Source organism: Allobosea rubneri, assembly GCF_032464875.1.
GTDB lineage: Bacteria > Pseudomonadota > Alphaproteobacteria > Rhizobiales > Beijerinckiaceae > Allobosea > Allobosea rubneri.
Map to the genome: position 1 here is coordinate 1 of NZ_JAWDID010000034.1, position 12,216 is coordinate 12,216.

Sequence of the window (12,216 nt, forward strand, 5' to 3'; positions counted from 1 at the left end):
GAACCGATCTCTCGGCCACCACGCCCAACGTTCCAGTGAAGCAGGAGCGGCGCCGCCAGCGGCGTCGCCGTCTCGATGGCCGCTTTATAGAAGCAACCATCTCAGACTGTCAACAACCTTCGTGAAGTTTTTTAGACAGAAAGCACCCCGGGCAGAATAGCTTCGGACAATCAAAGGCTTCGCCGAAAATTTTCGGCGAAGGGCCGTCGCGGCCCGCGCGAACTCACCAAAAGGCCCGCCGCTGGCCGGTCTGGAAGCTTCCGCCCGCAAAGGGCCGCATTCCCCCTTCAATCCCCCTTTCGCGCGCGACTGCACGTCCGCTCTCGTGGGTCAGATTTGATTCCCACGCGCGAGGAAGGCATGTTCGTTCCGGTTTCTAGGAGAACCTGCCGCCTGCGGCACCAGCCCGTCGGGCGATCAATGGATTCGGCCAAGCTCACCACATGAACGCCCCCCCCGAACTGAGATTGCCGCACGAACCGCTGACGCCCGAAGCGGCAGCGCTGCTCGTCGATCTCGGCATCGATCCGCCGATCCAGCCCGCAGGCGTATCCCCTGCCGGGCTCGACCGGCGCGGCGTCTCGCTGCGCTGGCTTTCAGCCTGCATGCTCGTCGGCTCCTGCGGCGCGGCGCTGCTCGGTGGGGCGATTCTCGTGGCCATGCGCGGCGACACCAGTTTTGCCGAGCGTCCGGAAACGGTGACCGCTCGCCAGGTGACAGGCGCAGGCGGCGGCGCGCGCAAGGGCGACAAGCTCGTCGCCGAGCAACCGATCGCTTCGGCGAGGCACACCGCCCGCGCGCCGATGTCCCAGCGCGTCGGCGACCGCGAGGTGATCAAGGTGCGCCCCTATGTGCGCCTCGCCTCGAATCTCTCGCTGACCACCGGCGTCTACGCCACCAACATTCCGCCCTTCAATCCGCTCCGGCTCTTCGCCGAGGGCGCCCCCGGCAGCGAGCGCTATGCCGAGCCGGTGACGGAACTGCCCGATGCCGACGTCTCGATCACCAAGCGGGACCTCGCCGAGCTGACCATCCAGGCGACCAAGGCCAATCTGAGCGACGCCGACGTGATCGCCCAGATGGAGGAGGAGCGTGCCAACCTCGCCGCCAGCGACCGCAGAGCCGCGCTGCCGATTCCGCCGCAGCTGATGCTCAGCCGCACGCTTGGCCAGGGTGCCACGGCTGCGACGACCGGCGATCTGCTCGGCTACGCGCCGGCGACCGACACCTCCTTTTCCGGCATCGAGGTCCGCGTCGTTCCGGAGAACGTCACCAACGCGTTGAAGGCGCCGATCGCCGCGACGCGCGAGCCGCTGGTCGAAGAGAAGCTGCTGATCACGCGCCGCGGCGAGAATTTCGAGACCGTGGTCCGCAATGCCGGCGCCAATCGCGACCAGATCGTCTCGATGATCAACGCCTTCGGCGGCAAGGTGAAGGTCGCGGCCCTGCCGGAAGGCCAGGTGCTGCAGGCCCTGTTCGCGCCCGGGCCGCGGCCGGGCGACGGCCGCCAGATCGTCCGCGTCTCCCTGCTCGAAAACGGCCGGCCCGCCGCCATGGTCGCCGTCAACGACAAGGGCGTCTTCACGCCGGTCGCCCTGCCCAAGGCCGAGCCGCTCAGCCCGCAGCAGAAGGCCCAGTCCGGCAATGACGACGAGGAGGACGAGGAAGAAGAGAGCGGCGGCACCGGCGCCCGCCTCTATGAAAGCCTCTACGAGACCGGCCTGCGCCACGACCTGCCGCGGGCCCTGATCGACGAGCTCGTGCGCATCTTCTCCTATGATCTCGACTTTCAGCAGCGCGTGCGCGGCGGCGACAGCCTCGAGGTCATCTTCACCGACGAGGACGAGGGCGAGCGCCCGGAGATCCTCTCGGCCTCTCTGACCGTCGGCGGCGAGACGCGGCAGGTTTACCGGTTCCAGGCGCCCGAGGACGGGCTGATCGACTATTTCGACCCGGAAGGTCGTTCGCTGAAGAAGTTCCTGCTGCGCAAGCCGATCAGCGATGCCGAGATGCGCTCCGGCTTCGGCATGCGCTACCACCCGATCATGCGCTATTCGAAGATGCACACCGGCGTCGACTGGGCGAACAAGATCGGCACGCCGATTCTCGCGGCCGGCAACGGCACGATCATCAAGGCGGAATGGGATTCGGGCTATGGCCGGCGCATCGAAATCCAGCACGCCAACGGCTACGTCACCAGCTATTCGCACCAGTCGGCCTTCGCCAAGGGCATCGCGCCCGGCGTCAAGGTTCGCCAGGGCCAGGTGATCGGCTTCCTCGGCAATACCGGCCTCTCGACCGGCCCGCATCTGCATTACGAGGTCATGGTCAACGGCAACTTCGTCAACCCGATGAAGATCAAGGTGCCGCGCGGCCGGGAGCTCGAAGGCCGTACCCTCGTCGAGTTCAACCGCCAGCGCGACGAGATTCAAGGGCTGATCGTCCGGGCCGGGGGTCAGACCGCGCAGGCGCGCTAGGCCCCCGTTCCGCGCCGGAGCCCGAGGTCCGATGCTCACATCGCTACTGACCGTCCTGCCCGTTTTCGGCCTGATCGCGCTCGGCTATGGCGCACGCTGGACCAGGCTCCTGCGCGAAAGCACCGGCGAAGGGCTCTCCGATTTCGTCTTCGTCCTCGCCGTACCCTGCCTGCTGTTCAAGACGCTGGCGACCGCCGCGATCCCCGCGACGCAGCCCTGGGGCTACTGGATCTCCTATTTCAGCGGGCTCGCCATCGTCTGGATCGCCGCCCAACTGGTCGCGAGCCGCGTCTTCGGGCGCAAGGGTCCCGAGCTCGTCGTCTCGGGCTTCGCCGCCGCCCAGTCGAACACGGTCTTCGTCGGCATCCCGATGATCCTGAAGGCCTATGGCGATGCCGGCGCTGTACCGCTCGGCCTGCTGCTCGTCATCCATCTGCCGGTGACCATGACGGTCGCCACCCTGCTGGCCGAGGGCCGCACCGCCTCCTTCGGCCTGCTGATCCGGCGCCTGTTCACGCATCCGCTGATTCTCGGCATCCTACTCGGTGCCGCCACGCGCCCGGTCGTCGAATACGTACCGACCCCCTTCTGGACGATCGTCGACCTGCTCGCCGCGACAGCCGTGCCCTGCGCGCTGATCAGCCTCGGCATCGCGCTACGCCGCTATGGCCTGGCCTCCGGCATCGGCCTGCCGGTCGTGCTGAGCACGCTCAAGCTGATCATCCACCCGCTGATCGTGCTGGTGCTGGCGACAAAGGTCTTCGACATGCCGCCGGTCTGGGCCGGCGTCGCGGTGCTGTTCGCCGCCTGTCCCTGCGGGATCAACGCCTATCTGTTCGCCGAGCGCTACCGCCAGGGCATGGCCGACGCTTCGAGCGCGATCGCCTTGTCGACGGCGCTCTCGCTGTTCACCACCATCGGCTGGCTGACCTGGCTCGGAGCCGGCTGAGCCGCGGCTGGTCCGCCGATTCGGCGATCAGCGATTCACGTGAAACCGAGCTGCCCCCGAATCTCGGCAGGCGTCACCCCTTGTGCCCGCAGATCTGCGAGGCCTAGCGACTGCCGGCTCTTCGCCAGCTTCTGGCCGGTCTCGTCGGCCAAGAGCGGGTGGAAATGGTAGAGGGGCGTCGGCAGGCCGAGCAGGCGCTGCAGGACGACATGGATATCGGTCGCCGCCTCGAGATCGCGGCCGCGCACGACATGGCTTATGCCCTGCAGCGCATCGTCGACGACGACGGAGAGGTGATAGCTCGTCGGCGTATCCTTGCGGGCGAGCACGACATCGCCCCAGCGCATCGGATCCACGGCGACGCGGCGCTCCCCACCCTCGGCATCGAAGGCGGCATAGGACAGATCCGCGCCCGCACATGCGAGCGCGCGATCCATGGCGAAACGCAGCAGATGCGGCTCGCCGGCCGCCATCCGCCGGTGCCGCTCCTCTTCGGAGAAGCCGCGACAGCTTCCGGGATAGAGCGGCGCGCCATCGGGATCGCGCGGCCAGGGCTCGCCGGTTTCGGCTTCGCGCCGTCGAACAGCGCTCTTCACATCCTGCCGCGAACAGAAGCAGGGATAGACCAGCCCCATCGCGTCGAGCCGGTCCAACGCCCCGCGATAATCGTCAAAGTGCTCGGATTGGCGGCGGGCCATGCCGTCGAAATGCAGGCCGAGCCAGGCGAGATCGTCATGGATTCCCTGCTCGAATTCCGGCCGGCAGCGCGTGAGGTCGATATCCTCGATCCGCAGGAGCAGCCGCCCGCCGAACGCGGCGGCCAGGCGGGCATTGGTCAGCGCCGAGAGCGCGTGGCCGAGATGCAGCCGCCCGTTCGGGCTCGGCGCGAAACGGAAAACGGGTGGGGACTTCGCCATCGCCTCCTGTCTATGGTCGGAGCCGAGCGTCGCCAAGCCCACGTCCTCCTGACAGGATCGGCGCAAACCTGCACCATAGATTGCCCGCCATGCCGAGAATCACCTGCGACGCCGATCTCGAAGAGGGCATGGCCGCCCTCGCTGCCCTCGACCCCGCCTGGGAGCCGATCATTGCGCGCACCGGCATCCCGCCGCTGCGCCGGCGCGACAGCGGCTTTTCCAGCCTCGCCTCGATCATCGTCTCGCAGCAGCTTTCGGTCGCCAGCGCCCGTGCCGTCTGGACACGGATGGAAGGCGTACTCGCCCCGCTGACGCCTGAACGGGTGCTGCTCGCGAACGATGAGGAGATGCGGCTGTCCGGCCTGTCGCGGCCAAAGCAGAAGACCCTGCGGGCGGTAGCCGCCGCGATCGCCGAAGGTCGCCTCGACCTCGCCGGGCTGGAAGCGGCGACGCCGGAATTCGTGCACGAGCACATGACCGCCGTCTCGGGCATCGGACCATGGACGGCCGATGTCTATCTGCTGTTCTGCCTCGGCCACCGCGACGGCTTCGCCGCCGGCGATCTTGCCGTGCAGGAGGCAGCGAAGCTCGCCTTCGGGCTGGCGGCCCGGCCGAAGCCGGCCGAACTGCTCGCCCTCGCTGAAGCCTGGCGGCCCTGGCGCGGCGTCGCGGCCCGCTTGCTCTGGGCCTATTACGCCGCGCTCAAGGCGCGCGAGGGCGTCAACGCCTAGAGCATTTTCGGGCGAAGCGGGCGGCGGTTCGCGTGAAGAAAATGTGAGAAGCAGAAAGCCAAGCACTCCCGCGACTCGAAGAATCGCGGGAGAAGTCGGGCCTCAGCCCTTGATGACCTTGAGCGCCGCCTGGCTCGCCGCACGTAGCAGGCCGGTGTCGCTCATCACCGTGACCAGCCGCGCGCCCATCTCGACGCCCTGTTTGGCGCGCTCGGCGCTCGCCGCATAGAAGGCGACCGGCTTGTTCACCGCATTGGCCCTGGCCACGATATGACGCACAGCGTCGTCGACCTCCTTGGCGGAGGCGTTGACGGAAGCGCCGCCCGAGAGCGCGATCGACAGGTCGGACGGGCCGACGAAGAGCGCGTCGATCCCATCGAGGGCAAGGATGTCGTCGACGATCGCCATCGCCTCGCGGGTCTCGATCATCGCGAAGGTCAGCGAGAAGTCGTTGGCCTGCCTGAGATAGCCGTTCTGGTCGAGGCCTGAGGCGCCGAGGCCGCCATAGCTGCCCCAGCTGCGCTCGCCATGCGGCGGGTACTTGGCGTAGGCCGCGAGGCGGCGGGCATCCTCGATCGTATTGATCATCGGCGCGATCACGCCGGAGGCGCCGGAATCGAACAGCTTCGAGACGTTCTGGAACTCGCCGACCGCGATGCGGGCCAGGGCCGGCTTGCCGGCGGCGTTGATCAGCGGGATCGCCCGGATGACTTCACCGAGCGTGATCGGGCCATGCTGCATGTCGAGCGTGACCGCGTCGAAGCCTTCCTGCGCCAGGATCGCGGAAACGCTCGGATCCGGCAGGCCGCACCAGGCGGAAAGCAGGGTCTCGCCCTTGGCGAGGCGGTCTGCGAGCGAGGAGAGCACGGTCGGCTTGGGGGCGGTCATCGGGCAGCTTCATCCGGTTGCGGCCGCTCATTGTCGGCGGCGCGCTGAAACTGGACCCAATTGCGGGCCAAAGGCAAACAATCCGGCATGCACCCGGCTCGGGGACGCCTTGCGAATCGTGCGTCTTTCCCCACCGGCAGCCGCGCCTGCCCGGCGCGGCCCCGTGACGAGGCGCCTCAGCGCCCGGCCTGGATCTCTTCGGCCGCGCGGATCAGCAGATCCTGCATGACCTGGCGGATCTCGGTGTCGCCAGCCGCGACGTTGCCGGCCGCGAAATCGGCCTTGACCTTGCGCACCACGTCCTCGTCGCCGGCTTCCTCGAAATCGGCCAGCACGACCGACTTGGCATAGGCATCGGCGTCGGCACCGCTCTTGCCGAGCTTTTCCGCGGCCCAGAGGCCGAGCAGCTTGTTGCGGCGCGCCATCGCCTTGAAGCGCAGTTCCTCGTCATGCGCGAACTTGTTCTCGAAGGCATCCTTGCGCTGGTCGAATGTCGCCATGACGGTTCTGTTCCTCTCCGGAATCGCGGGGCTCGTGGCTGATCGGTCTAAATCGGCCTTCCCCGCCATATAGAATGCGCCGGCGGATGCGGCTAGAGCACCCGCCGCTTGGCGTAGCTTAACCTGGCCGGACTCGGCTCCTGGCGTGAGCCTTGCTGCGGCTCCTCACAGGCCGCCTGCCGGGGTTTCGCGGCCGCTCGGCGCCCTTTGTTGCCTTTGCAGCGCGAAAGGCCCATATAGCGCGAAGCGTGGCAGTTCCATTCGGAAGCATGCGCGCGAGAGCCAGCCGGATCGGCGCGTCAGGATCGAACTCGAAAGAGCAACGGGATTGCGCGACAGCGTGCTGAACAGGGCCAAGATCCCGCCGCGGGAAACCGCGACAAGAGAGAGGCCGACCCTTTGGATTTCCTCAAGCCACGGTATATCCCGATGAACCGCCGTCGTCGCATTTACGAAGGCAAGGCGAAAGTCCTCTATGAAGGACCGGAGCCTGGCACGCTGATCCAGCATTTCAAGGATGACGCGACCGCCTTCAATGCCAAGAAGCATGAAGTGATCGACGGCAAGGGCGTGCTCAACAACCGCATCTCCGAGCACATCTTCAGCAACCTGAACGATATCGGCGTTCCCACGCACTTTATCCGCCGCCTGAACATGCGCGAGCAGCTGATTCGCGAGGTCGAGATCATTCCGCTCGAGGTCGTGGTCCGCAACGTCGCCGCCGGCTCGCTGTCGACCAAGCTCGGCCTCGAGGAAGGCACGCAGCTGCCGCGCTCGATCATCGAGTTCTATTACAAGAACGACGCGCTGAACGACCCGATGGTCTCGGAAGAGCACATCACCGCCTTCGGCTGGGCGACGCCGCAGGAGATCGACGACATCATGGCGCTCGCCATCCGCGTCAACGACTTCCTCTCCGGCCTCTTCCTCGGGGCCGGCATCCGCCTCGTCGACTTCAAGATGGAATGCGGCCGCCTCTGGGAAGGCGACATGATGCGCATCGTCGTCGCCGATGAGATCAGCCCCGATTCCTGCCGGCTCTGGGACATCAAGTCGAAGGACAAGATGGACAAGGACCGTTTCCGCCGCGACATGGGTGGTCTGATCGAGGCCTATACCGAAGTGGCGCGCCGCCTCGGCATCATGGGCGAGAACGAAAAAACCGGCCCCGCCGGGCCGCGCCTGGTGCAGTGAGCGCCGGGATCGCTGACGAACCGACATCGAAACGGGGGCGCTTGCGCTCCCGTTTGCGTTTTGGTGCGCTGGCGCTGGCCGTCGTGCTGCTCGCCGGCTGCGCCGACCATTTCGGCCCGGGCCTCGTCCAGCTGGCCGCCGGCCGCGGCTGGGAGCCCCTGCCGATCCAGAGCTGGGTCGTCAATGACGGCATCACCCCGAAGGCGATCGTCTATTGCCCGCCTGAGGACTGTGTTCGCCCCGGCGTCGCCGCCCTGCTGAACTTCGAGGGCCGCGAGGCGATCGAGATGGAACGGGCTCTCGCGCTCGACCCTGCCCGGCTCGCCCACGCCTTCGCGAAGCCCGCGGACAGCAAGACGAAGAAGCCGGCCAAGGTGGCAAAGCCGGCGAGCACCACCACCGTCTCGCGCTTCAAGCTCGACGGCACCAACGGCATCCTGGTCGAGATCCGCGCCAGGGAGGGCCACCGCCTCGCCTCGACCGCGATCCTCTATGCCCGCAAGGACAAGGTGCTTTCGCTCGCCATCGCCGTCACCAATGATTCGCAGGCCGCCCGCGACTATGTCCGCGCCACCTGGGAAAGCCGCTGAGACAGCGTCCGAGACCAGCAAAGAGTTGAGCCGGCGCCGATTCACGGCTAAGCCACCGCCAAACTTCCGACCGGAGATCAAGATGAAAGCCCGCGTCACCGTCACCCTCAAGACCGGCGTGCTCGATCCGCAGGGCAAGGCCATCGAGGGTGCGCTCAAATCCCTCGGCATCGCCGGTGTCGGCTCGGTGCGTCAGGGCAAGGTCTTCGACATCGAGCTCGACGGCGCCGACAAGGCCGTGGCCGAGGAGGCCCTCAAGGCCGCCTGCGAGAAGCTGCTCGCCAATACGGTGATCGAGAACTACCGCGTTGAGCTGCAGGCGTGAGCCTGGGCACGTCGATGATCGTACCGGCGACGCCGGCCGACATCGACGCGATCATGGCCTGCGAGCGCAGGCCCGGCTATGAGGCGACTGTCGGCCGCTGGAGTCGGGAGGAACACCTCGCCGGCATGGCCGACCCGACCCATCGCTATTTCGTCGCACGCAGGGCCGACGGAGCCATCGCCGGCTTCGTCATGCTGCAGGACGTTGCGATCGAGGCTGACTCCATTCTGGTGCGCCGCATCGCTGTCGCGGAGCAGCGCCGCGGCCATGGCCGGCAATTGCTCGGCCATGCGCTGCATGTGATTTTCGATGAGCTCGGCGCGCGCAGTGCGCGGCTGGGCGTGCGTGCCTACAATGCAAGCGGCATCGCCCTTTACTCTTCCTTCGGGATGAGGGAGGAGAGCCGGCGTGAGGAGCAGGGGCACGGCAGCGCGGCCATCACGGTGATGACCATGACGATGAGTGCCGAGACCTACCGCCAGTCAAGAAGGGCCAATCCATGAAGGCTGCCGTCATCACCTTCCCCGGCTCGAACCGCGACGGCGACGTCGCCAAGGCCTTGAAGCAGGCCGGCGCCACGGTCGAGCATGTCTGGCATGGCGACCACGAGCTGCCGGCGGGAACCGACCTCGTCGTGCTGCCCGGCGGCTTTTCCTATGGCGACTATCTGCGCTGCGGCGCCATTGCCGGCCGCGCCCACATTATGGACGCGACCCGGGCCCATGCGGCGCGCGGCGGCCTCGTGCTCGGCATCTGCAACGGCTTCCAGATCGCCTGCGAATCCGGGCTGCTGCCCGGCGTGCTCGCCCGCAACGCCAATCTGAAGTTCGTCTGCAAGCGCCAGCATCTGCGCGTCGAGCGCAACGACACGGCCTTCACCTCCGCCTATGCCAAGGGGCAGATCATCGATGTCTGCATCGCCCATGGCGAAGGCAACTACATCTGCGATGCCGAGACTCTGGCCCGGCTGGAAGGCGAGGGCCTCGTCGCCTTCCGCTATTGCGATGCGGACGGTCAGATCACGGCCGAGGCGGATCCGAACGGCTCGCTCAACCACATTGCCGGCATCTATTCGCCGAACCGCAATGTGCTCGGCCTGATGCCGCATCCGGAGAACCTGATCGACGGCCTCGTCGGCGGCACAGATGGGCGCGGCATGTTCGAGAGCCTGGTCAACGGCCGCAAGGCGGCCTGAGGCCTCGCCTCGTTCTCCGAGGGAGCGAGGACACGAACCCGCGCGCGCCATGAACACCGGTGTTTCGAGAAAGCTGCGCCCGCCGCAGCTTTTTTCGTTTCAAGGCGACCTAAGCCGTCTCGCCCGTCCGCGCCGCCGGGGCGCCTCACTTCACCAGCGCGGCAGCCTTCGCCAGCATCTTGGCGGCGCTCTCGCCGGTCAGCGCCCCGACATGCTTGTCGACGATGCGCCCGTCCGGGCCGATCAGGAAGGTCTCGGGCACGCCATAGACGCCCCATTCGATCGCGGCGCGGCCGGGACGATCGACCCCGACGGCCGAATAGGGGTTTCCGAGCGCGCCCAGGAAGCGGCGGGCATTCTCGGCCTCGTCCTTGTAGTTCATGCCGACCAGCACGACCTTGCCCTGCTTGACCGTTGGCGACTCGCCCATCGCGACCAGGAAGGGATGCTCGACCCGGCAAGGCGCGCACCAGCTGGCGAAGACGTTGACGATCGTCGCCTTGCCCTTGGCGAGGTCGGCCATGCCGAAGGCCGGCACCTGCTTGCCATCGCGCTGCAGCCCTTCAAGCTCGGTCAGCGTGACGGCCGGTGCCGGCTTGCCGATCAGCGCCGAGGGCACCTTGCTGGCATCGCCGGAGAACAGGCCCGCCAGGAAGACCAGCGCCAGCGCCCCGAACAGGATGAGGGGTATGGCGAAAAGCCAGGGCGAACGCCTGGCCGGAGCTTCAGCGGAGGTCTCGCTCATGACGTCTTCCGTTCGGAGCGGCGGCCGATGCCCTGCTCCTCGAGCGCCGCCAGCGCGCGGCGCTGGGCCCGGCGGTCGAGCAGGATCAGGGTGGCGAGGCCGCAGAGGATCAGGCCCGAGGCCAGATAGGCGGCGAGGATAAAGCCGCCATGGGGTCCAAGTCCCGCGATCATTCCGCCGCCTGCAGGGAAAGCCGGTCGAGGCGCTCCGCCTCGAGGATCTTCAGGGTCCGCACTCGCCGGCGCAGCAACTCCGCCTGCATCGCCACCGCGTGCAGCCACAGTGCCGCCAGGGTGAAGCCGACGGCGAGGATCAGCAGCGGCCAGAGCATCGAGGTATGGATGGTCGGGCCACTGAGCCGCAGCACCGAGGCCGGCTGGTGCAGGGTGCTCCACCAATCGACCGAAAACTTGATGATCGGGATGTTGACGCTGCCGACCAGCGTCAGGATCGCGACCGCGCGTCCGGCGCGCGAGGGCTCATCGATCGCGCGCCGCAGCGCGATGACGCCGAGATAGAGCAGGAACAGCACCAGCATCGAGGTCAGCCGCGCGTCCCAGACCCAGTAGGTCCCCCACATCGGCTTGCCCCAGAACGAACCGGTCAGCAGGCAGACCAGAGCGAACGCAGCCCCGATCGGCGCCGCCGCCTGCTGCGCGACATCGGCGAGGGGATGACGCCAGATCAGCACGCCGAGCGCCGAGCAGGCCATCATCGAATAGAACATCATCGCCAGCCAGGCGGCCGGCACGTGCAGGTACATGATCCGGATGGTCTCGCCCTGCTGGTAGTCGGCCGGCGCGACGAACCAGGCGAGATAGAAGCCGACGAGCAGCAAAAGCGCCGCGAGGCCGGCGACCCACGGCAGCAGCACGTTCGAAAGGCGCATGAAGCGCGCCGGATTGGCCAGTTCGATCAGGCTTGCCATGGGCTCGCGCTAGAGGACGATGCTCTTCTTTTGACCAGAGAGCATGTAGCAATCGCCGGCCCGGCTCACAATCCGGCGGGCGCGCCTGCGACGTTAGGGCCGACTGCTAGTCCTCTTCCTGGTCCCGGGACTCGTTGGCGCCACTCTTGTCGACCACGCCGAACCGACCCGAGCGCACGCCCTCGCCCGCCACCGTAAAGCCTTCCGCGATCAAGCCGCGACGCAGCAACTCCCGCACCGCGGCGGCGCGGCTCGGCATGCGCTTCTCGAAGCGCCAGTTCTCGACGGCACGCAGCTCGTCGGCGCTGAGCATGATCTGCAGCCGCTCGCCGCGTTCGAGATCCGACATTGGCGCCCCCCGCGACGCTACGAATGAGTAACTGACGATATAGGTGCAGAATGCCCCTTCGCAAGCAGAAGGGCAATCGGCAGAATCAGCGGGTCATGCTGGCATGACGGCGTCGGCACAATCTACTAACCAATTGAAATATCTCATTTTTTCTTGCTTTTCACGAAAATGGGGGATACTCTTGCCAGCAGGAGGGCATTCCCATGCTCATGAAGCTGTCCGCCCCTATGCAGCGGGATATCGAGACGACCGTGCGCCTGCGCGCTGGCGAGTCCCGCGTCCTCGACGTCTTCGCCGTCGCTGAAGAGGTTCAGTTGCGCTTCAATGGCGAGAATGTCGCGCTGGAGGATATCGCCGCCGTCGTCGCTCAACTCGGCGCCCAAAGCGGCTGCGCGCTCGAACTCGACGGCGCCTGACCGCCGGGCCTT

16 protein-coding genes are annotated in these 12,216 nt (G+C 67.0%); 9 read left to right on the forward strand and 7 right to left on the reverse strand.

Translation table 11 applies throughout. The annotated features are described in order from the left end of the window. The first annotated feature begins 443 nt into the window (after positions 1-443). The gene (locus RKE40_RS19615) at positions 444-2,477 is read left to right on the forward strand and encodes a peptidoglycan DD-metalloendopeptidase family protein (protein WP_316019905.1); all 2,034 of its coding nucleotides are present in this window, start codon (positions 444-446) and stop codon (positions 2,475-2,477) included. Between the two features lie 31 nt (positions 2,478-2,508). After that, on the forward strand, positions 2,509-3,426 hold the full coding sequence (locus RKE40_RS19620) for an AEC family transporter (protein ID WP_316019906.1): 918 nt from the start codon (positions 2,509-2,511) through the stop codon (positions 3,424-3,426). A gap of 35 nt (positions 3,427-3,461) precedes the next feature. On the opposite strand, the gene gluQRS is transcribed toward RKE40_RS19620, so the two are convergent. Continuing rightward, on the reverse strand, positions 3,462-4,343 hold the full coding sequence (gluQRS, locus tag RKE40_RS19625; RefSeq protein WP_316019907.1) for a tRNA glutamyl-Q(34) synthetase GluQRS: 882 nt from the start codon (positions 4,341-4,343) through the stop codon (positions 3,462-3,464). Between the two features lie 89 nt (positions 4,344-4,432). Here gluQRS and RKE40_RS19630 point away from each other — a divergent pair, with 89 nt between their 5' ends. Then, complete coding sequence (locus RKE40_RS19630; protein WP_316019908.1) at positions 4,433-5,074, forward strand: DNA-3-methyladenine glycosylase family protein; 642 nt, start codon at positions 4,433-4,435, stop codon at positions 5,072-5,074. Between the two features lie 102 nt (positions 5,075-5,176). Here RKE40_RS19630 and RKE40_RS19635 read toward each other — a convergent pair whose 3' ends face one another. Together RKE40_RS19635 and RKE40_RS19640 are read right to left on the reverse strand one after the other, a co-directional pair. After that, on the reverse strand, positions 5,177-5,962 hold the full coding sequence (locus RKE40_RS19635; protein ID WP_316019909.1) for an HpcH/HpaI aldolase family protein: 786 nt from the start codon (positions 5,960-5,962) through the stop codon (positions 5,177-5,179). 176 nt (positions 5,963-6,138) lie between these two features. Beyond that, a complete protein-coding gene (locus tag RKE40_RS19640) occupies positions 6,139-6,462 on the reverse strand; it encodes a DUF1476 domain-containing protein (RefSeq protein ID WP_316019910.1) in 324 nt (107 codons plus the stop codon). Between the two features lie 399 nt (positions 6,463-6,861). Between RKE40_RS19640 and purC the strand changes: the two genes are divergently transcribed. The 5 genes from purC to purQ all read left to right on the forward strand — a co-directional run bounded on the left by purC (position 6,862) and on the right by purQ (position 9,766). Continuing rightward, positions 6,862-7,656: a phosphoribosylaminoimidazolesuccinocarboxamide synthase gene (purC, locus tag RKE40_RS19645; RefSeq protein WP_066473723.1), complete on the forward strand. Its 795-nt coding sequence runs from the start codon at positions 6,862-6,864 to the stop codon at positions 7,654-7,656. Positions 7,657-7,697: 41 nt separating this feature from the next. After that, positions 7,698-8,246 (forward strand): hypothetical protein, encoded by a 549-nt coding sequence (locus RKE40_RS19650; RefSeq protein WP_316019911.1) that lies wholly within the window; start codon positions 7,698-7,700, stop codon positions 8,244-8,246. Positions 8,247-8,328: 82 nt separating this feature from the next. Continuing rightward, the gene (purS, locus tag RKE40_RS19655; RefSeq protein ID WP_316019912.1) at positions 8,329-8,571 is read left to right on the forward strand and encodes a phosphoribosylformylglycinamidine synthase subunit PurS; all 243 of its coding nucleotides are present in this window, start codon (positions 8,329-8,331) and stop codon (positions 8,569-8,571) included. Beyond that, positions 8,568-9,074 carry a GNAT family N-acetyltransferase gene (locus tag RKE40_RS19660; RefSeq protein ID WP_316019913.1) on the forward strand — a complete coding sequence of 169 codons (507 nt, stop codon included), beginning with the start codon at positions 8,568-8,570 and terminating at the stop codon, positions 9,072-9,074. Before purS ends, RKE40_RS19660 begins: the two co-directional genes overlap by 4 nt. Further along, positions 9,071-9,766 (forward strand): phosphoribosylformylglycinamidine synthase subunit PurQ, encoded by a 696-nt coding sequence (gene purQ / locus RKE40_RS19665; protein WP_316019914.1) that lies wholly within the window; start codon positions 9,071-9,073, stop codon positions 9,764-9,766. Before RKE40_RS19660 ends, purQ begins: the two co-directional genes overlap by 4 nt. Positions 9,767-9,911: 145 nt before the next feature. Here the strand turns inward: purQ and RKE40_RS19670 are convergent, their stop codons facing one another. The 4 genes from RKE40_RS19670 to RKE40_RS19685 all read right to left on the reverse strand — a co-directional run bounded on the left by RKE40_RS19670 (position 9,912) and on the right by RKE40_RS19685 (position 11,788). Further along, the gene (locus tag RKE40_RS19670) at positions 9,912-10,511 is read right to left on the reverse strand and encodes a DsbE family thiol:disulfide interchange protein (RefSeq protein WP_316019915.1); all 600 of its coding nucleotides are present in this window, start codon (positions 10,509-10,511) and stop codon (positions 9,912-9,914) included. Next, on the reverse strand, positions 10,508-10,684 hold the full coding sequence (ccmD, locus tag RKE40_RS19675; RefSeq protein ID WP_316019916.1) for a heme exporter protein CcmD: 177 nt from the start codon (positions 10,682-10,684) through the stop codon (positions 10,508-10,510). Before ccmD ends, RKE40_RS19670 begins: the two co-directional genes overlap by 4 nt. After that, the gene (locus RKE40_RS19680; protein WP_316019917.1) at positions 10,681-11,439 is read right to left on the reverse strand and encodes a heme ABC transporter permease; all 759 of its coding nucleotides are present in this window, start codon (positions 11,437-11,439) and stop codon (positions 10,681-10,683) included. The genes ccmD and RKE40_RS19680 overlap by 4 nt, the downstream gene beginning before the upstream one ends. A gap of 106 nt (positions 11,440-11,545) precedes the next feature. After that, positions 11,546-11,788 (reverse strand): hypothetical protein, encoded by a 243-nt coding sequence (locus RKE40_RS19685; protein WP_316019918.1) that lies wholly within the window; start codon positions 11,786-11,788, stop codon positions 11,546-11,548. A 203-nt stretch (positions 11,789-11,991) separates the two neighbouring features. On the opposite strand from RKE40_RS19685, the gene RKE40_RS19690 reads away from it, so the two are divergent. After that, positions 11,992-12,204, forward strand: a complete 213-nt coding sequence (locus RKE40_RS19690; RefSeq protein ID WP_316019919.1) for a hypothetical protein — start codon at positions 11,992-11,994, stop codon at positions 12,202-12,204. The last annotated feature ends 12 nt before the right edge of the window (positions 12,205-12,216 follow it).